This window comes from Actinokineospora sp. HUAS TT18 (genome assembly GCF_051364635.1).
GTDB lineage: Bacteria > Actinomycetota > Actinomycetes > Mycobacteriales > Pseudonocardiaceae > Actinokineospora.
The window spans coordinates 3063063-3086477 of sequence record NZ_CP195645.1; the positions used below are offsets into that span (position 1 = coordinate 3063063).

The 23415-nt window shown below is 70.5% G+C and carries 20 protein-coding genes; 8 read left to right on the top strand and 12 right to left on the bottom strand.

Annotation, left to right across the window (positions count from 1 at the left end; all coding sequences use genetic code 11):
* Positions 1–244 precede the first annotated feature (244 nt).
* The gene (locus ACSHT8_RS13675; RefSeq protein WP_436501198.1) at positions 245–3796 is read left to right on the top strand and encodes a carboxypeptidase regulatory-like domain-containing protein; all 3552 of its coding nucleotides are present in this window, start codon (positions 245–247) and stop codon (positions 3794–3796) included.
* 204 nt (positions 3797–4000) lie between these two features.
* Here the strand turns inward: ACSHT8_RS13675 and ACSHT8_RS13680 are convergent, their stop codons facing one another.
* The 7 genes from ACSHT8_RS13680 to ACSHT8_RS13710 all read right to left on the bottom strand — a co-directional run bounded on the left by ACSHT8_RS13680 (position 4001) and on the right by ACSHT8_RS13710 (position 11053).
* Positions 4001–4915, bottom strand: a complete 915-nt coding sequence (locus tag ACSHT8_RS13680; RefSeq protein ID WP_436501200.1) for an NAD-dependent epimerase/dehydratase family protein — start codon at positions 4913–4915, stop codon at positions 4001–4003.
* A 55-nt stretch (positions 4916–4970) separates the two neighbouring features.
* Positions 4971–5825 carry a hypothetical protein gene (locus ACSHT8_RS13685; RefSeq protein WP_436501201.1) on the bottom strand — a complete coding sequence of 285 codons (855 nt, stop codon included), beginning with the start codon at positions 5823–5825 and terminating at the stop codon, positions 4971–4973.
* A 56-nt stretch (positions 5826–5881) separates the two neighbouring features.
* Positions 5882–6649, bottom strand: a complete 768-nt coding sequence (locus ACSHT8_RS13690; protein WP_436501203.1) for an alpha/beta hydrolase-fold protein — start codon at positions 6647–6649, stop codon at positions 5882–5884.
* Between the two features lie 251 nt (positions 6650–6900).
* Positions 6901–7581, bottom strand: coding sequence for a PIG-L deacetylase family protein (locus ACSHT8_RS13695; RefSeq protein ID WP_436502064.1), 681 nt, complete (start codon positions 7579–7581; stop codon positions 6901–6903).
* 12 nt (positions 7582–7593) lie between these two features.
* Positions 7594–8799 carry a precorrin-6y C5,15-methyltransferase (decarboxylating) subunit CbiE gene (cbiE, locus tag ACSHT8_RS13700; RefSeq protein WP_436501205.1) on the bottom strand — a complete coding sequence of 402 codons (1206 nt, stop codon included), beginning with the start codon at positions 8797–8799 and terminating at the stop codon, positions 7594–7596.
* 39 nt (positions 8800–8838) lie between these two features.
* Positions 8839–9126, bottom strand: coding sequence for a hypothetical protein (locus tag ACSHT8_RS13705; RefSeq protein ID WP_436501207.1), 288 nt, complete (start codon positions 9124–9126; stop codon positions 8839–8841).
* A gap of 742 nt (positions 9127–9868) precedes the next feature.
* The gene (locus tag ACSHT8_RS13710; RefSeq protein ID WP_436501209.1) at positions 9869–11053 is read right to left on the bottom strand and encodes an SAM-dependent methyltransferase; all 1185 of its coding nucleotides are present in this window, start codon (positions 11051–11053) and stop codon (positions 9869–9871) included.
* 74 nt (positions 11054–11127) lie between these two features.
* Here ACSHT8_RS13710 and ACSHT8_RS13715 point away from each other — a divergent pair, with 74 nt between their 5' ends.
* Entirely contained in the window at positions 11128–12291 is a 1164-nt protein-coding gene (locus tag ACSHT8_RS13715; RefSeq protein WP_436501211.1) for an 8-amino-7-oxononanoate synthase, read from the top strand.
* On the opposite strand, the gene ACSHT8_RS13720 is transcribed toward ACSHT8_RS13715, so the two are convergent.
* Both ACSHT8_RS13720 and ACSHT8_RS13725 read right to left on the bottom strand, forming a co-directional pair.
* Positions 12269–12715 carry a GNAT family N-acetyltransferase gene (locus tag ACSHT8_RS13720; RefSeq protein WP_436501213.1) on the bottom strand — a complete coding sequence of 149 codons (447 nt, stop codon included), beginning with the start codon at positions 12713–12715 and terminating at the stop codon, positions 12269–12271. The two genes, ACSHT8_RS13715 and ACSHT8_RS13720, sit on opposite strands and share 23 nt — an antisense overlap.
* Positions 12716–12734: 19 nt before the next feature.
* Positions 12735–13499, bottom strand: coding sequence for a S1 family peptidase (locus ACSHT8_RS13725; protein WP_436501215.1), 765 nt, complete (start codon positions 13497–13499; stop codon positions 12735–12737).
* A 132-nt stretch (positions 13500–13631) separates the two neighbouring features.
* On the opposite strand from ACSHT8_RS13725, the gene ACSHT8_RS13730 reads away from it, so the two are divergent.
* Both ACSHT8_RS13730 and ACSHT8_RS13735 read left to right on the top strand, forming a co-directional pair.
* A complete protein-coding gene (locus ACSHT8_RS13730) occupies positions 13632–14522 on the top strand; it encodes a M15 family metallopeptidase (protein ID WP_436501217.1) in 891 nt (296 codons plus the stop codon).
* A 521-nt stretch (positions 14523–15043) separates the two neighbouring features.
* Positions 15044–15376: a YnfA family protein gene (locus ACSHT8_RS13735; protein WP_436501219.1), complete on the top strand. Its 333-nt coding sequence runs from the start codon at positions 15044–15046 to the stop codon at positions 15374–15376.
* 1 nt (position 15377) lies between these two features.
* On the opposite strand, the gene ACSHT8_RS13740 is transcribed toward ACSHT8_RS13735, so the two are convergent.
* On the bottom strand, positions 15378–16427 hold the full coding sequence (locus tag ACSHT8_RS13740; protein WP_436501221.1) for a M48 family metallopeptidase: 1050 nt from the start codon (positions 16425–16427) through the stop codon (positions 15378–15380).
* Positions 16428–16567: 140 nt separating this feature from the next.
* Here ACSHT8_RS13740 and ACSHT8_RS13745 point away from each other — a divergent pair, with 140 nt between their 5' ends.
* A complete protein-coding gene (locus tag ACSHT8_RS13745; RefSeq protein WP_436501223.1) occupies positions 16568–17104 on the top strand; it encodes a YbhB/YbcL family Raf kinase inhibitor-like protein in 537 nt (178 codons plus the stop codon).
* Here the strand turns inward: ACSHT8_RS13745 and ACSHT8_RS13750 are convergent.
* A complete protein-coding gene (locus ACSHT8_RS13750) occupies positions 17101–17490 on the bottom strand; it encodes an AMIN-like domain-containing (lipo)protein (RefSeq protein ID WP_436501225.1) in 390 nt (129 codons plus the stop codon). The two genes, ACSHT8_RS13745 and ACSHT8_RS13750, sit on opposite strands and share 4 nt — an antisense overlap.
* Positions 17491–17538: 48 nt before the next feature.
* Between ACSHT8_RS13750 and ACSHT8_RS13755 the strand changes: the two genes are divergently transcribed.
* Positions 17539–18918, top strand: a complete 1380-nt coding sequence (locus ACSHT8_RS13755) for a mycothione reductase (protein WP_436501227.1) — start codon at positions 17539–17541, stop codon at positions 18916–18918.
* A gap of 38 nt (positions 18919–18956) precedes the next feature.
* The gene (locus tag ACSHT8_RS13760; protein WP_436502065.1) at positions 18957–19628 is read left to right on the top strand and encodes a FadR/GntR family transcriptional regulator; all 672 of its coding nucleotides are present in this window, start codon (positions 18957–18959) and stop codon (positions 19626–19628) included.
* 678 nt (positions 19629–20306) lie between these two features.
* Here the strand turns inward: ACSHT8_RS13760 and ACSHT8_RS13765 are convergent.
* Positions 20307–21839, bottom strand: coding sequence for a cobyric acid synthase (locus tag ACSHT8_RS13765; RefSeq protein ID WP_436501229.1), 1533 nt, complete (start codon positions 21837–21839; stop codon positions 20307–20309).
* A gap of 49 nt (positions 21840–21888) precedes the next feature.
* Between ACSHT8_RS13765 and ACSHT8_RS13770 the strand changes: the two genes are divergently transcribed.
* A complete protein-coding gene (locus tag ACSHT8_RS13770) occupies positions 21889–22581 on the top strand; it encodes an alpha/beta fold hydrolase (protein ID WP_436501231.1) in 693 nt (230 codons plus the stop codon).
* Positions 22582–23415 lie beyond the last annotated feature (834 nt).

Below are 23415 nucleotides of genomic sequence, written 5' to 3' on the forward strand. Positions count from 1 at the left end.
TTGAGCACGCCACCCCCAGGCTCGTCATTCACTAACAAGACCTTTCGCCCGGGGGGTGACTTCGTTACAGGAATCCCGGGCGGATAGGGGTCGCCCGACCGCGAATCGACCACAGAACGCCCATTGAGAACGCTTCACGGCCGACGCCCGGTGCGGAAACGTCGAATAGACCGGTGGTTATCAGTCGACTACCGGCGGTCACACATGCGCGGCCTACCCTGTGCCGCCGTGGGAGGGAGCGACCTTGTTGTTATCCCGTCACCGACCCAGCCGGAGTTGGCTGGTCCTGATCACCGCCTTCCTGTCTCTGTTCACCATGATCACCGTCCCGGCCGCGGCGGCACCCAACTCCAGCAGCAAGATCGAGGAGTCGGTGACCGAGGCACTGGAAGCCAAGGACAGCGCTGACTTCTGGGTGTACTTCACCGAGCAGGCCGACCTCTCCGGCCCGTCGCGCATCACCGACTGGAACCAGCGCGGCCAGGCCGTGCTCGACGCGCTGCGCGGCACCGCCGACCGCGTCCAAGCCGCTGTCCGCGCCGACCTGGACGCCGCCCGGGTCGACTACCAGACCTTCTTCATCGCCAACGCCCTGCACGTGCGCGGCGGCACCACCGCGTTGGCCGAGTCGCTGGCGAGCCACACCGAGGTCGCCTCGATCCTGGCCTCACACACCTACGCCCTGCCCACCCCCCAACCCGCCGCTCCCGAGGACGCCGTCAACGCCGTCGAGTGGGGCTTGGCCGCCATCAACGCCGACGACGTCTGGTCGGGCTTCGGTGTGCGCGGTGAGGGCATCGTGGTCGGCAACATCGACTCCGGTGTGCAGTTCGACCACCCCGCCCTCGTGGCCAAGTACCGGGGCAACACCGGCGCTGGGACGTTCGACCACAACTACAACTGGTTCGACCCGTCCAACGTCTGCGCCGGTGGCACCCCGTGCGACAACAACAGCCACGGCACCCACACCATGGGCACGATGATCGGCGGTGACGGCGCCAACCAGATCGGCGTGGCCCCCGGCGCCCGGTGGATCGCGGCCAAGGGGTGTGAGACGAACTCGTGCTCGCAGACGGCGCTGCTGGCGTCCGGCCAGTGGATGCTGGCGCCCACCGACTCGTCCGGAGCGAACCCGCGCCCGGATCTGCGTCCACACGTGGTGAACAACTCGTGGGGCAACTCCAACGGCGGCGCGGTGGACCTCTGGTACAGCGCCACCGTCAACGCGTGGCGCGCGGCGGGCATCTTCCCGTCGTTCTCGAACGGCAACGCGGGCCCCAGCTGCAACACGTCCGGCTCGCCCGGCGACTACTCCGCCTCCTTCTCCTCGGGCGCGTTCGACATCAACGGCAACATCGCGTCGTTCTCGAGCCGCGGCCCCGGCCAGAACGGTGACGTGAAGCCGAACCTGGCGGCGCCGGGCGCGAACGTGCGCTCGTCGGTGCCCGGCAACGGCTACGCCGCGAACAGCGGCACGTCGATGGCCTCGCCGCACACCTCGGGCACCGTCGCGCTCATGTGGTCGTCGGCACCCACACTCGTCGGCGACATCGCGCGCACCGAGGAGCTGCTCGACGACACAGCTGTCGACGTCGACAACCTCACCTGCGGCGGCACCACCGACGACAACAACGTGTTCGGTGAAGGCAAGCTCGACGCGTACGCCGCGGTGGACCGCTCGCCGCGCGGACCCGTCGGGGCCCTCGCGGGCACCGTCACCGACTCGGCCACCGGGACCCCGGTCTCGGGCGCCAGGGTCGAGCTTGTCGGACCCAGCAACCGTTCGCTGCTGACCACGGCGGCGGGCGCCTACACCTCGACCCTGCCCGTCGGGGACTACGCGGTCACCGTGTCGGCGTTCGGCTATGGCACCTTCAGCGGCACCGCGACCGTCACCGAAGGCCAGACGACAACCCGCGATGTCGCACTGGCCCCGCAGAGCCGGGCCACCGTCAGCGGTGTCGTCCGGTCGGACACCGGCGGCCCGGTGGCCAACGCGACCGTGCGGATCGCGCCGGGGCCCATCCCGGCGGTGACCTCGGGCGCGGACGGTACGTACTCGATCCCGAACGTGCCGCACGGTGACTACCAGCTGACCGCATCGGCAGGTGGCTGCTCGGATCCGCGGACGCAGGCGCTGACCGTCGACGGCCCGGAAACCGCCGACCTCGTCCTGCCCAGCAGGCTGGACTCGTTCGGCCACCGGTGCCGGATCGAGACGGCGGCCTATGTAGAGGGTGACACGCCGGTGACGCTCACCGGTGACGACGCCGCGACAACGGTGGCGCTGCCGTTCGACTTCTTCTTCTACGGCAACACTTACCGTGACGCTCACCTGGCCACCAACGGCCACGTGAACTTCCTGGCCCGCAGCACCGCCTACGCCAACGTCGCGATCCCGGCCGCCGCGGCGCCCAACGCCGCGCTGTACCCGTTCTGGGACGACCTGCTGATCGACGCGTCGAGCCGGGTGATGACGAAGACCACCGGCACCGCGCCGAACCGGGAGTTCGTCATCGAGTGGCGCAACGCGACGTTCTACCAGGCCACGACAACCCGCGTGGACATCGAGACAGTGTTGTCGGAGAACGGGGAGATCTCGTTCCGCTACCGCAACCTCGACTCGGCGAACCCGCGGGAGACCGGCAACTCGGCCACCGTCGGCATCGAGAACGCCACGGGCACCGTCGCGCTGCAGTACTCGCTCAACAGCTCGGTGCTGTCTGACGCGCAGGCGATTCGGTTCATCCCGCCCGCCAGCGGTGTGCTGACGGGCACAGTGACCGACGCCAACGACACCCTGCCCGTCGAGGGCGCCGTAGTCCGGGTGCTGAAGGGCGCAACCGAGGTCGCACGGACCACTTCGGCCGCGGACGGCACCTACCGCGCCCGGCTGCTGGCCGCCGACTACACCCTCGAGGTGACCAAGCAGAACTACGTCACCGACTCGAGGCCGCTCACGGTCGACGGCGATGTCGCGTCGAACATCGCGCTCAACACCCCGCGCGCCGAGCTGGACACCACGGGGCTGACCTTCCTCGCCGAGGCGGGCCAGCTGCGGACCTCGGCGCTGCCGTTGCGCAGCACCAGCGGGCTCTCGCTGGACTACACGCTGACCAACGGCGCACCGTGGCTTTGGGCGGTGCCGGGCACGGCGAGCGTCAAGCCCGGGGCCAGCCAGAACCTCACCGTTCGGGTCGACCCGGTCGGCCTGGTCCCCGGCGTGCACGACTCGACCGTCACCCTGACGACCAACGCGGGTCGAACGCCGACCATCACCCTGCCCGTCCGGCTCGTGGTTCCCGAGTACCGCAAGGGAATCAACGTCGGCGGCGCCGGGCTGACCGACCGCAACACCGACGTCTGGGTCGACGACCAGCGCTGGCCGCCCGGCAGCTTCGGGTACCTCAGCGGCGGGCCGGTGGTGACCACCAAGAAGGCCATCGCGGGCACCGACGACGACGCGCTCTTCCAGTCGCAGCGGGAAAGCGCGGGCGGGTACCGGTATGACCTGCTGCCCGCAGGCACCTATCAGGTCCAGCTCAACTTCGCCGAGCTGACCGCGTTCCAGCCCGTCGGCAAGCGGGTGTTCGACGTGTCGATCAACGGGACGAAGGTGCTCGCCAACTACGACATCGCCGCCAGGGTCGGGACGCTCGCCGCCGACGTCCACGAGTTCTGGGTGACCGTCCCGGAGGGAGGGTCGATCGCGATCGAACTGGCCGCGCTGCAAGGAAAGAAGCCGCCGGTGCTGAACGCCGTACGCGTCACGCACCGACCGGACCGCACCTCGTAGCCCGATGATCCGTCCGAGCGGTGTGGCTCCCCGACCGCGGGGGCCGCACCGCTCGGCGGTTCGCCGCAGCACCCCGACGGCGAGGAGCACAACGACTCCCCAGACCCAATTGCCTTCCAACACGGACATGACTCCATGTTGCGGACGATCAAGCCCCGCGTCATCACTCGAACGAGTGTTCGATGCCTGAGATTTTCCTTAGAGTCAACGGGTTCTGGACCACTTGGCCCGCTGCGCCACCTCGCGCCGCACCACCTCCGGCAGCCAACCGCTGACCGGCGAGAACTCATAGCCAACCGACATCCCGAAGTCGGCCGCGTACGAGAACGGCGACAAATCCGGATCGTCCGCGTCGTCCACTTCGTCGAACACCGCGCTCCGGCCGGTCACCTCCTCGATGACCGATACAAACTCCCGCGCGCTCATCCCGTCCGGCGAGGACGCGTTGACCGGCCCGGTCAGCGACACGCCGCCCATCCACGCGAGGAACGCCGCGATCTCCCGCGCGTGCCCGAACGACGACCGCCCCGGCGACCGGTGGGCCGCGATCCGCCCGCCGTCGAGCACCCGGTCGACGTGGAACGCCAGCCTGCCGGTGAACTCGCCCTCCGCGAGCACATGACCGAGCCGCACGAACGCCACCGGGAACGTCGCGGCCTGGGCGAGCGCGCCTTCGGCCTGACGCTTGCCCTCCGCGTACGAGTTGCCCAGGAATTCCGAGTCGTGCCAGGGCAGCGACATGTCGTAGCCCAGCATGGACGGGTCGAGTTCGTGCTCGGCCGCGAACCCACTCACCCCGGGCTGGTCGCGGTAGACCTCGATCGTCGAGGTCATGACCAGCCTGCCGATCCGCCCGTCGAACGCCTTCACCGCCGCCAGCGCGGCGACCGGCGAGTAGCACATCTGATGGATCACCGCGTCGAACTCGTGGCCCGCGACGGCGGCGCTGAGCTGGTCGACGTCGTTGGCGTCCGCGGTCAGCCGGTCGACCTTGTCACCGAACGGGTCGCCGGTGCGGCCGCGAGTCAGCACTGTGACGCGGTGTCCGTGCGCCATCAGCTCCCTGACGAGGACCTTTCCGAAGAACCGTGTCCCCCCGATAACGCAGATGTTCCCCATATCTCCCCCTTACACTCTTGATCAGGTCAACGGGGCGGGGGGCGGAAAATTCCCGTCAGGCGGATTCCCGCCACAGGCCCTCGATGCCCTCGGACCGACACCGGTGATCGACGTAGAGCAGCGACTGCAGCACCGTCGTCACCGGCGCGAACACCGCGCCCGCCACCACCGTCGCCAGCGCGGTCGCGACCGCGGACCCGCCGCTGAGCGCGTCGAACAGCGACGACAGGAGCAGCCCCGCGAGCCCGACCGCGGCACCGGCGAGCAGCATGATCCCGAACACGCGCCACCAGCCGACGGCGTGCACCAACGCACGTGAGCGGCGCAGCGCGGACAGCACGTCGAGCCCTTCGACGACAACAACCGAAGACGCGAACGACAGAGCGATGGCCGCGTAGGTGATCGCGACCATGGCGCCGATGAAGACCAGCACACCGATCGGGTCGGCGATGGTCGCTCCGACACCGATCGCGCCGATAGCCACGATCATGCCGGTGACCAGCACGAACACGCCGAGCAAACGAGGCAACCGAGACGCGACGGCGCGCAATGCGGCCCGAAGCCCGGTGGTGTGACCGAACACCGCGCGGGGAACCACGACGTTGACCACGCCGACGACGATCACCCCGAACATGCCCGAGACCAGCCCGGCGATGGCCGCGGCCACGAAGAACTGGCGCATGTCGGAGAACGACGTGACGACCTGCGGCGCCGTGGGGATGCCGCCGAGCGCGAGCACCGTCACCAGCGCGGTCACCACCTCCGCGACGATCGCCACGGCGGCCGCGGCGCCGAAGAGCGCCGACGCGTTGCGCCGCAGGGCCTCGACGGTGCCGGTGAGCAGGTCGGACAGCGTCAGCGGGCGTAACGGGATGATGCCAAGGCGCAGGGCTTCGTTGTCGGTGCTCATGTGGGTTCCCCCCAGGTCGGCGCGCAGACGATGGTCCCACGCGGCCACCCGTCGGGTTACAGCACGCCGCCCACGAACTTGAGGGCCTCGGGCAGGACTCGCGTCCAGTATGCGTTGTCGTGGCCGCCGGGGGCGAAGGTGGCCACGGCCTTGGTGTTCTCGGCGAACGCGCGCGCCGGCCCGATGAACTCCTTGTCCTCGGTGCCGCACCACACGCCGACGGAGAGGTTGGCGTACTCGGTGGTGTGGCGCAGCGGCTCGCGCTTCTGCCAGTCCGCCTGGTCTGCGAAGACGAGGGAGTCGTTCGCGGCCGACCACTGCTCGTACAGGTTGGGGCTGATGGCGGCGACCGCCGACATGCCGGGGACCCGCGCCAGGTTCAGCGCGCCCGCACCGCCCTCGGCGATGCCGAGGCAGGAGAAGGGGGTGCTGGCGAGGTCGTGGTAGTCGAGCCAGGAGGGCAGATCCTCCATCAGCATGCGCTGCGGGGCGTCGTCCTTGTTGCCGACCCAGTTGCCGCCGTCGACCGCGACCACCGCGAACGGGTCGGCGCCCGCCTGGACCACCTTGGTGAGCATGTCGGGCACCCCGACCTCGAGGAACCACTTGGCGCCGCCAAGGCGCGGGTGCAGCGCGACGCACACCGGGATCGGCTCGGTGACCCCGGCGGGGCGCATGATCACGATGTCGACCTCGCGGTACCGGCCGGAGGACAGGTTGCGCCCGGTCGTGACCGGCTGGATCGCCGACGCAGGCGCCTTGGTCAGCATGAGGTCCTGCGGGCTCGAACCGGGCGGCGTTTCCCGCTGGCAGCCCGCAGCCAAGCCGGCACCCAACCCGAGTCCACCTAACAACACCGCCCGACGGGTTAGTCGAACAGTTCGCGCAGTATTCACAAGTTCTCCGCTCGTCACGGACCCCTGGCGAGATCTTAGGGGGCTATGGGCACGCCGCGGGACCCCTCGATGGAACCTGCCCTGCCGCCGACACCACCCGGGGAGTCTAGGGGGACGCGGTGGCGCGGAAACACGCCAAACAAGGTCAATGTGTGATCTGGAACACAGTTATTGGTCTGTCACATCGGGATCAGTTCGAACGTGACGGACGGGCTGCCGCTGTCGGCTCCGGTGACCATGCGCAGGAAGGTGTCCGCGTCGGCCATCGGGCCGCTGAGGGCGGCGAGGTAGGCGGTGTGGGCGCGCAGGGAGGCGATGCCGCGGTCGAGTGTTTCGGTGACGTCGACCGAATGTGTGGCCTGCGGCGACGCGGCGACCGCGACCCAGCGGACACCGCTCCACGGGGCGCCCGCGTCCGGGAACAGCCAGCGGTTGGCGGCGTCGCGGACGGCGTCGAGCAGGGCGTTCCCCAGGTTGCGGTGGTCGGCCATGTTGAAGCCGCCTCCTGGGAACGTCGGGTGGTGGTTGATCGTGATGACGAGTTCCGGCTGGTGGCGGCGGATCGCGGCGGCGAGGTCGCGGCGGAGGGCGACGGTGTGTTCGAGCAGGCCGTCGGGGTGGTCCAGGAACTCGACCACGTCAACGCCGACGATCGCGGCGGCCTCGACCTGCTCGGCCGAGCGCAGCGGACCGGCCTCGTCCGGCGGCATCGTGTCGATGCCCGCCTCACCGCGTGTGGCCAGCAGATACGCCACGGAGCGGCCCTCGTCGGTCCAGCCCGCGATCGCCGCGGACGCGCCGTACTCCAGGTCGTCGGGATGGGCGACGACGGCGAGCGCGCGCCGCCAGTCGGTCGGCATGGGTTCCACGGCTTATCTCCTGCCCCAGATCATGAACGTCGAACTGGCGGGCGCGACGCCGATGCCGCCCGCCACCTCGGTGAGGTCGGCCGACGACAGCTGACAGCCGCCGACGGTGTAGCCGGCGTCGGCCAGGGTCTTGTGCACCTGCCCGAGCCGGTCGAGTTCGGGCACCAGCACCACGATCCGCTGTGCGCCCATCCCCGCGCAGGCGCGCACCACTTCGGGCCGTGACGCGCCGATGAACACCGAGTCCGGGCTCGGCAGGCCGGACAGCGCCTCGGGCGGATCGCCGTCGACCAGGCGCAGGTCGACGTCGTGGGCACCCGCGTTGGCCACGATCCGCACGCACAGCGCCGAGTCGCGCTCCACGGCGATCACCGCCGCGCCCAGCCGCCCCGCCTCGATGCCCAACGCGCCGGAGCCCGCGCAGACGTCCCAGAGGAGCATCCCCGGCCGAGGCGCGAGCCGGGCCAGCGCCAGCGCGCGGACCTCGGGGGCGATGCCGATGCCGGATCGGGTGACGAACGCGGACTCGTCGAGCGCCCACCCGTCCGCGGGCGGCACCGGTTCGCCGCCCGCCAGCCAGTGGTCGTGGCCGACGGAGTCGAGGGAGACCAGGCTGAACACCAGGTTGGGCTCGCGCCACGTCCGCCGCTCGGCCTCGGTGGCATCCACTATGGACAGCTTCTCGTGCGGACCGCCGAGGTCTTCGAGCACGGCGATGTTGCGCCGCCAGCCGAACAGCTCACGGGCCAGTTCGGCAGGCCCGGCACCAGGCGCGGTGATGACCGCGACGGCCTTGCGGGCCCGGCACACGTTGACCGCGTGCCGGAAGTCCCGGCCGCGGGCGCTGACCACGGTCAGGTCGTCCCACGGCCGCTTGATCATCGCGGCCATCCGCTGCACGTCGGTGATCGACGGCCAGGTGACAGTCGGCAGCCCGCGCGCCCGCAGCGAGCGCAGTGCGCCGAAGTAGCCCGCGTCGCCGGACACCAGCACCGTGGCGGCCTCGTCGGCCCGCACCGCGGCGTCGATGGCGTCCAGAATGGACTCCGGCAGGTCGGCGCCCGCGACGATCAGGGTGCGTTCGGCCTCGGCGGCGTGGGCGGCCAGGTGTGCCCTGGTCCCCACGACCAGCCGAGACTTGCCGAGCGCGACCTCGGCGCCCGCGGGCAGCACCCCGCCGTCGACACCGACCACCGTCACCGTCGTCATGGGCATCATTCGATCACGAACAACGCCCATTCGGCAGACTCAGATGTCGACCTTCTGGGACTCGAACGCCTTCGCCGAGTCCGACGTGAAGTTGTACTTGACCGTCTTGAGGCCGAACGGCTTGGCCGGATCGACGGCGAAGATCGTCGTCGTACGCGGCTGCTTGCGGTCGGCACCCGCTCCAATGAAGAAGGCGTGGCGAGGGAGATCTGTCCACAGTAGCCGGCGAGCAGGTTGAGGCCGATCGCGCCGACGGCGGAGATGCCGACGTAGATCGGCACGGACAGCCAGAAGGTCCTTCTGGACGACCATCGGCAGCATGACCATCGCGACCAGCCCGACCTTGGCGAGCGGCGAGCCGTCGAGCAGCAGGGCCTGGGCGTAGGCGCGAGTGAGGTTGCGGTGGGGCGGGGTGCCGAGCAGGCCGCCCAGCGGATCGGCAGGATGACGATCATGAGTAGGTACGGCACGATGACCGAGACGTTGTCGCCCGCCCAGGAGAACAGCTGGTCCTGGTAGCCGCGGGTCAGCGCCTCGGCGAGCCCGATGACGACGCCGCCGAGCACCGCGCCCGCCGGGGAGTCCATGCCGCCGAGGATCATCGCGGGGACGCGGCGAGCGCGATGAACCCGATGGACGGCGACAGCCCGCCCGGACCCGCCGTGAGCGTGATGCCCGCGAGGGCGGCGGCGATGGCCTACGACACCGCGTAGACCTTCTTCGCGCTGATGCCCTGGACGAGCGCGGCCCCCGGGTCGAACGCGGTGGCACGCATGGCGAGGCGGCGAGGCACGCGAACAGGATCGCGACCCCGAAGGCGATGGCGAGGCTGGTGGAGAAGGTGAAGCCGAGGGCGAGCAGCCCGCCCTGCGCGAAGTTGATCGCGCCGGTAGATGACGACGAAGCCGAGGGCGACGTGGGCATAGGTCGACCCGAGCGCGAGACTCGCGAAGCGGCGCCCACTGCCACCATGCGCCGCACCCGATATGACCTGGATCACACAGGGTGGCCGTAGGCGGCGCGGCCAAGCGGGAGCAATAGCCGATGGCAACCTATTACCGGCGAGTCACTACTTCTTCGTGGTCCGCCTGGCCGACGTCCGGGGCGTCGATCCGCCCTTCTTCGCGGAGGTCCTCGCGGTGGCCTTGGCGGGCGCGGTCCGCGGCTTGGCCTCGGCTGCCTGCTCGACGACGGGTTCGGCCTGCTTGGTGCCGTTCAGCCGAACGGGTTCGATCTCGGGCTTGAGGACCGTGCCGTTGGTTTCGGGCTTCGCGCCGTTGACCTCAGGCTTCGTGCCGTTGACCGCGGGGACCTCAGAGGTCATGCCATTCACGGCGGGGACCTCAAGGGTCGTGCCGTTGACGGCGGGGATCTCGGGCTTGGCGCCGTTGAGCGCCGGGACCTCGGGCGCTTCGGGCTCGACGCACGTGCGAACCTTGGCGCCGTTCGAACGCGACGCCCACGACGATGTCGTCCGGGGCTCGGCGGGATCGCGGCGCCAACTGCGCGACGACGACCAGCGCGGCGTGGGCACCTCGCCCTCGGCCTTCACATAGCCCGCGCGCGGCTTGGACTCGCGCACCGCGTCACCGATCAGGAACAGCGTCAGCCGCCACAGGTTGTGCCGCTTGACCTCGGCACCCAGCTCACCGACGGTCGTCCGCGCCAGGACCTGGTCGGGCGAGCTGATCTTGTAGGCGACCGCGACCGGCATCTCCGGGTCGACGCCGCCCGCCATGAGCGCGTCGGCGAGTTCGGCGGCCCGGGCCGCGGGCGCCTGCACCGCGACCGTCGCGCACCTGGTGACCAGCGCGCGGACCTTGGCGAAGTCGGCCTCGGTGATGACGGCGGTCTCGGCGACACCTTGCTCGGTCAGCGCGTTGCCGGTCGCCGCGGCGGCGGCCGACGCGGGCGTGATCCCGGGGACGACCTCGACGTCGAGCCCGACCTTCTCGCACAGCTCCCGGTGCTCGCGCACCTCCGGCGCCATCGCGGTGTCACCGGCGTAGAGGCGCACGGCGTGGTTGCGCCTGCTCGCCACTTTCCGGTACAGCTCAACGACTTCCTCGGCACCGAGCCGACCAAGGTCGACCAACTCCGCGCCGTCCTTGGTGTGCCCTCGCAACCAGACCGGGTCGATCACGGCCGGTGTGTAGAGCACGAGATCCGCCTCGGCGATCCGGCTCGCCCCACGCAGGGTGATGAGATCAGCCGCTCCCGGTCCCGCTCCGACGAAGTGCACGGCGCCACGCATGGGCACGACCGTAGCGGTGTCGTGTTCGCCACCCGGACCGGCCCCCACGTGCACCCGATGTAACACTCGCACGCGTGAACCCGGACGAATCCCACCCCGCCGACGCGACGTTCGCGTGGCTCGACACCCACGCCGACGAGCGCAGGCGCGCCGGGCTGACCCGCCAGCTGCGGCCGCGGCGGGCCGAGTCCGACCTGCTCGACCTGGCCAGCAACGACTATTTGGGGCTGGCCAAGGACAAGCGGGTCAGTGGCGCCGCCGCCGCGGCGACGCTGCGCTGGGGGGCGGGGTCGACCGGGTCGCGGCTGGTCACGGGCAGCACGGAGCTGCACAGTGAGCTGGAGTTCGAACTCGCGCGGTTCTGCGGCGCGCAGTCGGCGCTGGTGTTCTCGTCGGGGTTCGCGGCCAACCTGGGCGCGGTGACGGCGCTGTCCGGCAAGAACTGCGCGATCGTCACCGACGCCTACATCCACGCCTCGCTCATCGACGGCTGCAGGCTGTCGCGCGCGGACGTCGCCGTCGTCGCCCACGCCGACGCGGCGGCCGCGGGCCGGGCGCTGGCGACCCGGCGGACCGAGCGGGCCGTCATGGTCACCGACTCGGTGTTCTCCGTCGACGGCGACCTGGCGCCGCTCGCCGAGCTGTCCGAGGTGTGCCGGGCCAACCGGGCCGCGCTGATCGCCGACGACGCGCACGGCTTCGGTGTGCTTGGCGAAGGCGGCCGGGGCGCGGTGCACGCGGCGGGGCTGTCCGGGGAGCCGGACGTGGTCACGACGCTGACACTGTCCAAGTCGCTGGGCGCGCAAGGCGGGGCCGTCGTGGGGCCGCGGCGGGTGATCCGGCACCTGGTGGAGAACGCGCGGTCGTTCATCTTCGACACCGGTCTCGCGCCGGGCAGCGTCGCCGCCGCACTGGCCGCGCTGAACATCCTCAAGGAGGAGCCTGAGCGCGCGGGCCAGGCGTTGACGGTCGCGACGACCCTCGCGGACCGGCTCCGGGAGGCAGGGCTGTCAGTCAGTGCGCCGACAGCGGCCGTCGTGTCGGTGCGCGCGCCGTCGCCGGAGGCCGCGGTCAAGTGGGCGGACGACTGCCGCGCCGCGGGCGTGTGGGTCGGGTGCTTCCGGCCGCCTTCAGTGCCGGATCAGGTGTCGCGGCTGCGGCTGACCGCCCGCGCCGACCTGACCGGCGCCGACATCGACCGCGCCGTCAGCGTCATCACCGCCCACGCGCCGCGCTGACCGCGGGACGGCGCATGGTGATGTGCATGATCCCGTCGTCGTCGTAGGGCTCACCAACCGGCACGTAGCCGAAGCGCGCGTAGAGACCCTGCGCCTGGACCTGGGCTGACAGCTCGCTCTCCACGTCACCGAGATGCTCGACAGCGGCGGCCATGAGCTTGGCACCCAGACCCTGGCCGCGGGCGTCGGCCGCCGTGCACACCCGGCCGATCCGGGGCGGCTCTCCCGCCAAGACCCGCAGGCACGCCAGCGGCGTGTCGGCGGGCTGCCACCAGAAGTGCACCGTGTCGGCGGCGAGGTCGCGGCCGTCGAGTTCTGGGTAGGCGCACTCCTGCTCGACGACGAACACGTCGACGCGCAGCTTGAGCAGCGCGTACAGCTCGGCGGCGGTCAGGTCGGGTCCGGCGGCGCGGTGCAGTGTCACGCCATTGTGGATACCACAGTCAGAGCTGGGCCTTGATGTCCGCGGCGTAGGCGGAGACGCGGGTGTAGACGCCCGGCTTGCCCGCCTCGGCGCAGCCCTCGCCCCACGAGGCGATGCCGACGAGCCTGCCCGCGATGACCAGCGGCCCACCGGAGTCGCCCTGGCAGGCGTCCACGCCACCCTCGTCGTACCCGGCGCACACCATCGACTTCGCGGCGAACCCGTCGTACGACTTCTGACACGACGCGTCGGCCACGATCGGGACGTCGGCCTTGAGCAGGTAGCGCGACGTCGGACCGCCGTCGGACGTGCGGCCCCAGCCCAGGATGACCCCCTTGGTGCCCGCCTTGTACGAATCCTCGTCGTCGGCCACCGTCAGCGGACGCAGGGCGAGCGGCTCGGCCAGGGTGAGGACGGCGACGTCGCTGCCGCCGACCACGTCGTTGAACTCGGGGTGGATCCACGCCTTGGTGACCTTGACCTCGACGCCGTCGGTGCCGCGCTTGTCCTCGCGGCCCGCGACCACCCTGATGTCCTTGGCGGCGTAGGCCTGCGCGCAGTGGGCGGCTGTCACGACCTTGTCCTCGGCCACGAGGGTGCCACCGCAGAACTGGTAGCCGTCGCGGGTCGCGAGGTAGACGACGTAGGGATGGTCGGCGATCTTGGCTCTGGTCCCCCCGACGATGTCCTCGCGCGCGTCGGCGACGAACTGGCCGAGGATGACGGTGATGATCGCGATGGCGGCGACGACGCCGAGGATTCGGCGCGCGACGGTTCCCCCCATGGGAGAGTCTCCTGTCGGTGAGTCTGGGCAACGGCGTGTGCCCCCACAGACACGCTAGGTCAAATGGCGGAGCGAGTGTGAGCCCATCCGGTCGCACGAACGGGTGGAAGTTGCTGAGGCATGCTTGGAACTGTGCCCAACCGCCTGCCGACCGCCCTCACGCTCGCCGCCGCCCTGCTGGCCGCCGCCTGCGTGACCCCGCCGGAGCAAGAGGCGGCCCAGCGCTCGACATCGCCGCCTGCCCCGCCGACTTCCCAGTCGCTGACGCCGACGGCCGCCCCGACGACCACGCCCAGTGAGCCCACCCCGCCCCCGACGTCGGCAACACCACCCGTGTGGGTGGTCGGCGCGACGCCGCTACCACTGCGCCCGGACGGTTTCGGGAAGGTCCTGCCGACTCCCACGGTCCTGGCCAACCGCTCACTGCCGACCGCCGACCGACTCCCGCCGCCCAAGTCCGGCTACAAGGCGACCATCGACCCGGTGCCCGCGGACGTGCTGGCGCGCAGCACGTGGCAGCCGGGCTGCCCGGTCGGCAAGGACGGCCTGCGGTACCTGACGATGTCCTTCTGGGGCTACGACGGCCGCCCCCACACGGGCGAGATGATCGTCAACGAGAGCGCCGCCGTGGGCGTGACCCATGTGTTCGCGAAGCTGTACGCCGCACGGTTTCCGCTGGAGGAGATGCGGGTGACGGCCCGCCCCGAACTCGACCTGCACCCGACCGGGGACGGGAACAACACTTCGGCGTTCGTGTGCAGGCCCACGGTGAACGCGACGACGTGGTCGGCCCACGCCTACGGCCTCGCGATCGACGTGAACCCCTTCTGCAACCCGTACATCAAGGGTGACTTGATACTGCCGGAGCTGGCTTCGTCCTATGTGGACCGCAAGAATGTCCGCCCAGGCATGGTGTACGCGGGCGACGTCGTAGTGCGCGCGTTCACCGAGATCGGCTGGACCTGGGGCGGAACCTGGACATCACCGCGCGACATCCAGCACTTCAGCGCCACCGGCAGATAGCCGACCAAGCCCGACCACCATGGCGCCCGCCCAGGCATGCGGCCGCCGACGCGCCACGCGCCCCGACATCAACCCGCATGCCGCCGCCCGCCAGCACTCCCCGACGCCATCAACCACCATCGCCGCCCTTGCAGGCTGCCGCGCAGTGACGATCGCCAGCGCGCGTGCCGTCGTGACCAGCCCACGCGCCGATCGCAGGCACTCCTGCGCCGCCAACTAACCCGGTCAGCACCGCCAGCTAGCGCAGCGCCTTACCGACCAGGGGCCGCGAACGCCAACTCGTGCCGTCGTCACCAGCCCACGCGCCGATCGCAGGCACTCCTGCGTCGCCGCTAACCCGGTCGACGCCGCTCGCCAGCGCACCTCCCACCTGGCGCCAGCCACGAGGTCAGCTGGCACCCTGCCGACCCTGCCCAGTCACCACCAACGCCCCTGGCGGCCGTCGATCGCGGTGTGCGGAGCTACCGCTGGACCGCTCCGGAGAATGGCTTCAGCAGTCCGAGGCGACGGGAGATCCCGGCATGGTGTGGGTGAAGTCCGTGGCCCTGTTCATCCTGGCCGCGCTCGCCGAGATCGGCGGTGCGTGGCTGGTATGGCAGGGCGTCCGCGAGCAGCGCGGGTGGGTGTGGGTCGTGGGTGGGGTCCTCTCGCTCGGCGCGTACGGGTTCGTGGCCACCCTGCAGCCCGACGCGCACTTCGGCCGTGTCCTGGCGGCCTACGGCGGGGTGTTCATCGCGGGCTCGCTGGCCTGGGCGATGGTCATGGACGGCTTCCTGCCGGACCGGTGGGACATCATCGGCGCGACGGTGTGCCTCGTCGGCGTCACCGTGATCATGTATGCCCCTCGGGCCTAGCTCATGACGTCGTGCTCTCCCCCTCCGTCTTCGTGCCGTTGCCGAATTTGCTGAACACCTTGCCCGCGGCGCCGGACAGCGCGTCGCCAACGTCGTTGAACACCTTGAACAGCGGGTCGTTCGAAGTCGAGAACGACTCCTTGTAGGACTTCGCCGCCGAGCGCAGGTCGTCGGTGAAAGCCGAGGACGGGCTGTCGTCGTCGCGGCGGGCGTACTCGCCCGCCAGGATGGCCCGATACTCCTCCGACGCGGCCCACTTCTGCAGCTGCGCGGCCCGGACGACGGCGAACGGGTGGCTCATACCCTCGACGGCGCGCAGCTTGTGGATGCTGTCGCGGATGTCGTCGACCTCGTCGTACTCCTTGGCCTGCTGCAGGAAGGACGGGATGTCGATCTGGGTGAGGTCGGTGCCGCCCGCGAGGTACACGTGGGTGCGCAGCGCGGCCTGCGGGTCCTGGGCGCAGAGCAGCCCGGCGCGGTCGCACGTCAGCTCGGCCTTGCGGAACCACTCGCGCAGCGCCGCGATCGCCGCGCGCAGGGCCAGCGCGCCCGCCGGGATGAACGCGATGGTCATCTGCAGGTGGAGCAGGCGCAGCAGCAGCGTGCGTAACACCGCGTGCCCTGAGAGCACGTGGCCCATCTCGTGGCCGATGACGAACCGGAGGCTCTCGGTGTCCAGTGCCTCGACCAGGCCCGTCGTCAGCACGATGAACGGCTCGTCGATGCCGACCGTCATCGCGTTCGCGACCGGGTTCCGCTCGACGTAGATGTTGGGCACCGTGTCGAGGTCGAGCGTCTCGGCGCATTCGATCCGCAGCTGGTTGAGCTTCGGATACTGCTTGTCGCCCACCCGGATCGCCGACGCCAGCGCCAGCAGCCGCTCGCCGCGCTCACTGAACAGTCCGGACACCGCCTTGAGGACCTCCGACACCCCTGGGACCGCGCGCAGACCGGCCATGGCGCCGCGGTCGGCCGGGTGTTCGTAGGCCCGCGGGCTGATCCGCGGGAAGCGCACGCGCGTCGTCGAGCGCGAGACTTCGTTGTCTGTCACTGGGTTCCCTCCCCCAACCGTTCGACCATCGAATCGGTCAGAACCCAATGTAGGCGGATTCGCGCAAGAGCGTCGGAGTTTGTCCACAGGGCACCGGGGATAGCCTGCCCGGGACAGCAATCGCACTTGGAGGACTCCCGATGAGCCTGGACCGCCCGGTCGCGCCCGACCCCTACGAGCTGCTGCCCCGCGTCGCGGCCTTCACCGTCACCTCGGACGACGTCACCGACGGCGCGAAACTCGACCTCAAGCACGTCTACGGCGGCGCGGGCGGCGAGAACGTCTCCCCGCAGCTCGCCTGGAGCGGTGCGCCGGAGGGCACGAAGAGCTACGTGGTGACCTGCTTCGACCCGGACGCGCCGATCCCCGGCGGCTTCTGGCACTGGATCGCGGTGAACATCCCCGCGTCGGTCACCGGGCTCGCCGCGGGCGCCGGGGCAAGCGACGAGTCCCTGCCCGAGGGCGCGTTCCACGTGCGCAACGACTTCAGCACCCGCGACTACGGCGGTGCCGCCCCGCCGCAGGGCGACCAGGACCACCGGTACTTCTTCGTCGTGCACGCTGTCGATGTCGAGAAGCTCGACCTCGATGAGAACGCGAGCGCGGCGGTCGTGAGCTTCAACCTCGCGTTCCACACCCTCGGCCGGGCGATCGTCACCCCCACCTACCAGCACTAATGCTGGATGTCGATGACCAGCCGCGTCGGTGACGTCAGCGTGAAGACCGTCACCGGCGCGGTGTGGCGCAGGCCGATGCCGACGCCGACAACGCCCTCGAAGTCGCTGTTGAGCGAAACCGCCATGACGTTGGCCAGCTCCCGGGTCCGGAACTTGCGCGGACCGGGATAGGTGGACTCCCCCGCATCGTTGTGCGCGGTCGCTCCATGCGCGTTGACCTGCACGAACGTGCACCCGGTCAGCCAGTCGACCTCGCCGCTGGGGTCGACGACCAGCTCGTCGGTGGCTTCATGGGTGAACGTCGGCGCGGTCCCGGTGAAGTCGAGTACGACCCGGTCGTAGGTCTCGTGCCTGCCGACCCGGATCCCGGTGAGTGAAGCGGTCATATGGTGGAAGAGCACCATCACATTCACCCGATACGGTTTGATTGCCACGTGCGGAAATTCGACCTCATCATCATCGGCACCGGTTCCGGCAACTCCCTCCTCGATCCCCGGTTCGCCGGTCTCGACGTTGCGATGGTCGAACGGGGCGTGTTCGGCGGCACCTGCCTGAACGTCGGCTGCATCCCGACCAAGATGTTCGTCCACACCGCCGACCTGGCCGCGACCCCGGCCGCGGCCCGTCGCTTCGGGGTCGACGAGACGCTCGACGGCGTGCGGTGGCCGGAGATCCGCGACCGGGTGTTCGGCCGGATCGATCCGATCGCCGAGGGCGGCAGGCAGTACCGCGCGGTGCACGCCGACAACGCCAACGTGACGCTGTACACCGGGAACGCGCGGTTCATCGGCGAGCGGACCATCGAGATCGACGGCACACAGACCATCACCGCTGATCAAATCGTGCTTGCCGCGGGCGGTAGGCCTGTCATCCCGGACATCGAGGGCCTGGATGAGGTTCCGTTCCACACCAGCGACACGGTGATGCGGCTTGAGCGACTGCCGTCGCGCATGGCGATCCTCGGCGGCGGGTTCATCGCCGCCGAGTTCGCCCACGTGTTCTCGTCGTTCGGTGTCGAGGTGACGATCGTTGCCCGCTCCGGCGCGCTGCTCAGGCAGGAGGATCGCGACGTCAGCGCACGGTTCACCGAGCTCGCGCAGGCCCGGTGGGACGTGCGGCTGGACCGCAAGACGGTGCGTGTCGACCGCGTCGGCGACGGGGTGCGGCTGGAGCTGGACGGCGGGGAGACCGTCGAGGCGGACGTCCTGCTGGTCGCCACGGGCCGCACGCCGAACTCCGACCAGCTCAACGTCGCCGCGGCGGGGATCGACGTCGGCCCGGGCGGCTATGTGGTGGTCGACGAATATCAGCGGACGACCGCCGACGGCGTGTGGGCGCTGGGCGACATCAGCTCGCCGTGGGAGCTCAAGCACGTGGCCAACCACGAAGCCCGAGTCGTCCAGCACAACCTGCTCCACCCGGACGCGCCGGTCGCCGCGGACCACCGGTTCGTGCCGCACGCGGTGTTCAGTTCGCCGCAGATCGCCTCGGTGGGGCTCACCGAGCAGGAAGCCGAGCGGCGCGGGGTGCGGTACGTGGTGGCCAAGCAGGACTACGCGGGCATCGCCTACGGCTGGGCCATGGAGGATTCGACCGGGTTCGCGAAGCTGCTCGCCGACCCGGAAACCGGCCTCTTGCTGGGCGCGCACATCATCGGGCCGCAGGCGTCGACGGTGATCCAGCCGATCATCCAGGCGATGAGTTTCGGCCTCGACGCCCGGTCGATGGCGCGCGGCCAGTACTGGATCCACCCGGCGCTGCCGGAACTCGTGGAGAACGCGCTGCTCAGCCTTCCGCTGGGGATGGGACACTGAGGGTCGGAAGTGGGATGGCCGAACGAGAGGACGAACGCGTGCCGCTGGCGACGACTCGACGGGCAGGTCTGGTCGACCAGGTGATCGAGCAGATGCGCACGGCGATCGCGAACGCCGAATGGAAGGTCGGCGAGCGCATCCCCACCGAACCCGAACTCGTCACCGCCCTCGGTGTCGGCCGCAACACGGTGCGCGAGGCCGTTCGCGCGCTCGCGCACGCCGGGCTGCTGGAAGTCCGCCAGGGCGACGGCACGTTCGTCCGCGCGACCAGCGAATTCTCCGGCGCGGTCCGGCGGCTGGCGGGCACGGAACTGCGCGACGTGCTGCAAGTCCGCCGCACGCTCGAGGTCGAGGGCGCGCGGCTGGCGGCCACACACCGGACGGACGAGGAACTGGGCGAGCTGACGGCGCTGCTGGACGTGCGCGAGCGGTCGATGGAGGCGCGGGACTACGAGGTCGGCGTCGACAAGGACGCCGAGTTCCACTTAGCCGTGGTCCGGTGCTCGCACAACGCGCTGCTGGCTGAGCTGTACCAGGGACTGACGGAGGTCGTCCGCGCGTCGGTCGCGAGCACCGTGCGGACAACGCCGAGCAAGGCGAATGTCGATCATCGGGGGCTACTCAACGCCATCCGTGACGGGGACCCTGAGCGGGCCGCGGCTGAGGCAGGCGGGTTCCTGGACGAGCTGCTGGCGGACTTGGACGCGTAGTAGGTCCTAGGACTAAAGTCTAAGTCCTTTTCGGACCAGAGACCGATGTGACCAAGCGGCAGAAGCCGTAACGTCGCTCATGTCAACTCACGACGACAGGAGCGACCATGACAGACTCGCGATTCGAACCCGTTGGCCCGCAAAGGATTCGCCTCGTCGGACGGCGGCGCCACTCGACGGCGGATCGGTTCACCGCAGCCTTCCCTTGGGCCAGCCGCCGGGCACCGGCGGGCAGCGACATGGGCGTTCGCACCGCGCCGATCACTTACCCCCGCAGCCGTGCTCACGGCCCTTGAGTCCGACGCGCGACCATGCAGCGGGGTCTCGGGCGACCTGGTCCGGCGGCCGTACCCGGGATCGGCGCACGGCATCCGCTCACGCGGAAACCTAGGTTTCCGCGGACAGAACACCGTCCGCCACCGTCATCCACGCGCAGAAACGGTGGCCACCGGTCAGCATCTCGACAACCGGAACCAGAGTTCGCAAGGCATCCGCCCACACAGCTTGGCGGGCTCGTCGTTGTCGACCACCGGATAGGGCACAGCGGCAGCCCCACCGGCGGGCAAGGCGATCGCAGCATCGCCGACGATTGGGTTCGCTGCCGCCAACCCCGAGGCCGATGTCGGCCGCCGGATCAGAGATGGGGGGGCCTAGTGTCCGCCGTCGGGCGGATGGTGTTCAGAGCGTCGGTGGCGCGCCGGGCGGGAGGGTACGCAGCTGGCCCGGAGGGCCGTTGTCGATCAGTCTGCGCACCGCGTCGGTGTCCAGGTTGTTGGCGACGAGGTCGCCCAAGAGATCCAGTTGAGCCGCCCGTGCGGCAGAGAAGGAGGTGTTCGGGGCAGGGGTGAACCCGTCGCGGCCGGAGTGGGCGGCTGCCCAGGTGAGGATGGCTCGGCGGGCGGTGTCGTTCTCCAGGAGGCCGTGCCAGTGGGTGCCGAGGGTGGCGCCTGCGTCAACGCCCTCCGCGCTGCCGTCGGGCAGCTGGATGAGGCCGGCGTGGGGGCCTTGCCGGGATACCCGGCCGTGGTGAATCTCGTAGCCGGTGACGGGATGACCCATGACCGTCCCTTGTGGACGGGTCAGGACCTTCTCGGGGGCGAACTCGATGTCCATGTCGAGCAGGCCGAGGGCATCCACCCTGCCCGCAGCCGATTCGACTCGGTCGTCGATGCGTTTGCCCAGCATCTGGAAGCCGCCGCAGATGCCCAACAGGGGGCGGCCCTGGCGGGCGTGGTCGAGCACGGCGGCGGCGAGACCGGTGCGGCGGAGCCAGGCCAGGTCGTCCACTGTGGACTTCGACCCGGGGAGGACGACGAGGTCGGCGTCGGCCAGGCGGGAGGGGTCGGTGACGAAGCGGACCGAGACGCCCGGTTCGCAGGCCAAGGCCTCGACGTCGGTGGCGTTGGAGATCCGGGGCAGGCGCACGACGGCGACGCGCAGCCACTGGGTGCCCGCCGGAGGGCGTGGGCGGCCGACCACGCCGTCGGCGGTGTAGGAGAGGGAGTCCTCGGCGTCGAGCCAGAGGTCTTCCGACCAAGGCAGGACACCCAGCACGTCACGGCCGGTGAGGTGGGTGATCTGACGGAGTCCGGGTTCGAGAAGGGAGGGATCGCCACGGAACTTGTTGATGACGAAGCCCGCGATCAGGGCTTGATCGGCGGGGTCGAGCAACGCCAGGGTGCCGAAGAGGTGAGCGAACACACCACCCCGGTCGATGTCGCCGACGACGAGGACAGGTAGCCGGGCGGCGCGGGCGAGGCCCATGTTGGCGATGTCGTTGGCGCGGAGGTTGATCTCCGTGGGTGATCCCGCGCCTTCGCATACGACGACGTCGTAGTCGGCGCGCAGGTCGGTGAGGGTGGACAGGACGGTGTCCATCAGCTCGGCCTTGCGGGACCGGTACGACAGGGCCGTCGTGACACCGACGGGTTTGCCCAGCACAACGACCTGCGAGCTGCGGTCGGAGCCGGGTTTGAGCAGCACCGGGTTGAACCGGACGCTCGGTTCCAGGCCACAGGCCGCGGCCTGCAGGGCCTGGGCACGGCCGATCTCGCCGCCGTCGGCGGTGACCATGGAGTTGTTGGACATGTTCTGCGCCTTGAACGGGGCTACCTTCACCCCGGACCGGGCCAGCCAGCGGCACAGACCCGCGACGAGGACGCTCTTTCCCGCGTCCGATGTCGTTCCGGCGATCAACAACGCTCCGGACATGTGCGCGTCCACTCCCCTCGGCTACCGACAGGCTGCCATCATCCCCGTCATGCCCGCCGAACCCGTCACCGCCGTCCTGGTGCACAGCCCGTTCCTCGGGCCCGCCAGCCTGCGCCCGCTCGCCGACGCGCTCGCCGCGCTGGGGCACCCCGCGGTCCTGCTGGACCTGCGGCCCAGCGTCGTCACCCCGCCGGTCCACCAACGGCTGATCGGGGCGTTCGCGGACGCGATGTCCGACGTACCGCTCAGCGGGCCGGTGGTGCTCGTCGGACACAGCGGCGCGGGACCGCTGCTGCCCGCGTTCGCCGAGGAACTGGAGGACGCCGTCCGCGGACTGGTGTACCTCGACGCGGGGCTGCCCACACCTGGCCGAAGCTGGCGCGACACGGTGCCGGGCGATCTGTACAACCAGCTCCGGACGCGGAGCCGGGACGGACAGCTGCCCCGCTGGCACCGCTGGTTCGACGACGACCCCCTGCTGGACCTGGTCGCCGACGAGGCCCTGCGGGCAGAGATCGCGGACGAGGCGCCGGAGGTACCGCTGGCGTTCCTGAAGGAGCCCCGACCGACGGTGGAGTGGGAAGGCAGGTCGAGCTACGTGGCCCTGTCCTCGGCCTACGCGTCAGAACTGGCGCGCGCCGAGGAACTCGGCTGGCTCACCAGACGACTCGAAGCCCACCACCTGGCTGCGGCCACGGACCCCGCGCCAGTCGCGGTGGCCGTGTTGGAGGTCCTGGCGTAGCCGCGTGGGCAGGTGCCGGTGTGGGCTGCGGCCCCGAGGACGCTGCCTCCGCCACTGCCGCGCTGGGGACCACCGAACCGTCATCGGGACGCGGGAGGGCCCGGGGCACGCCGTGCGTTGTCGCACGCCTGACGCCCTACCGCGCGCCGGCCGACCGCCCAGACGTGCGCGGGGTGGGGCGAGCGAGGTTGGGGCGAAGCTCCTGCCGGCCAGCACGTCCCGACGCGGATGGCCCACGTCGCGATGGGTGCAGGGGCTTCGCCCTGCACCGCCCGCCCAGGGCGGGTGAGCGGGGTCGAGCCACGCCGCCGGGAGCCCAGGGCTGGGCGTGGCACGGCGTGCGGGCTTCGAGACCGGGTGCGAGTCGGCGTGCTGCCCGCCTAAGCGCGGTGGCGGCGCCAGTCTCGAGGCACGGAGCGAGGCTGGCTTAAGTGCGGGCACGGGCACCCCTCGCCGGCGCAGCCAGCCGGTGCGGGTGGCAGTTCGCGCGAATCGCGGATGCGGGGTGAGTACGAGTGTCCTGCGCGAGTCACGAGCGCGCGGGGTGCGGGTGGCCTACGCGAGGCGGGGGTACCAGCCCGAACGCGGCTGGCCCGCGCGAAGCACGGCGGGGTGCAGGTCCGAGTGCGGGCAGCCAGCCGACTGCGGGCGGCCGGGCGCGAGTCACGGCCACGCCGGTACGTGCGGGTGGCAGGCGCGTCGCGGGGGCGGACAGCCCGAGTGCGGGCGGCCCGGGCGCGACGGATGCGCGGGTACGTGCGGGTGGCTGGTGCGAATCGCGGGGTCTGGCAGGCGAGTGTGGGTGGCATGCGCGAGTGGTGGATGCGGGTGGGC

Coding starts and splice junctions, on each gene's coding strand:
- ACSHT8_RS13770 (WP_436501231.1), top strand. CDS start 21,889: ATGCCCGCCGAACCCGTCACCGCCGTCCTGGTGCACAGCCCGTTCCTC.
- ACSHT8_RS13710 (WP_436501209.1), bottom strand. CDS start 11,053: ATGCGTGGCGCCGTGCACTTCGTCGGAGCGGGACCGGGAGCGGCTGAT.
- cbiE (WP_436501205.1), bottom strand. CDS start 8,799: ATGACGACGGTGACGGTGGTCGGTGTCGACGGCGGGGTGCTGCCCGCG.
- ACSHT8_RS13705 (WP_436501207.1), bottom strand. CDS start 9,126: ATGGTCATGCTGCCGATGGTCGTCCAGAAGGACCTTCTGGCTGTCCGT.
- ACSHT8_RS13685 (WP_436501201.1), bottom strand. CDS start 5,825: ATGAGCACCGACAACGAAGCCCTGCGCCTTGGCATCATCCCGTTACGC.
- ACSHT8_RS13725 (WP_436501215.1), bottom strand. CDS start 13,499: ATGGGGGGAACCGTCGCGCGCCGAATCCTCGGCGTCGTCGCCGCCATC.
- ACSHT8_RS13695 (WP_436502064.1), bottom strand. CDS start 7,581: ATGCCGACCGACTGGCGGCGCGCGCTCGCCGTCGTCGCCCATCCCGAC.
- ACSHT8_RS13765 (WP_436501229.1), bottom strand. CDS start 21,839: ATGTCCGGAGCGTTGTTGATCGCCGGAACGACATCGGACGCGGGAAAG.
- ACSHT8_RS13750 (WP_436501225.1), bottom strand. CDS start 17,490: ATGACCGCTTCACTCACCGGGATCCGGGTCGGCAGGCACGAGACCTAC.
- ACSHT8_RS13745 (WP_436501223.1), top strand. CDS start 16,568: ATGAGCCTGGACCGCCCGGTCGCGCCCGACCCCTACGAGCTGCTGCCC.
- ACSHT8_RS13735 (WP_436501219.1), top strand. CDS start 15,044: ATGGTGTGGGTGAAGTCCGTGGCCCTGTTCATCCTGGCCGCGCTCGCC.
- ACSHT8_RS13680 (WP_436501200.1), bottom strand. CDS start 4,915: ATGGGGAACATCTGCGTTATCGGGGGGACACGGTTCTTCGGAAAGGTC.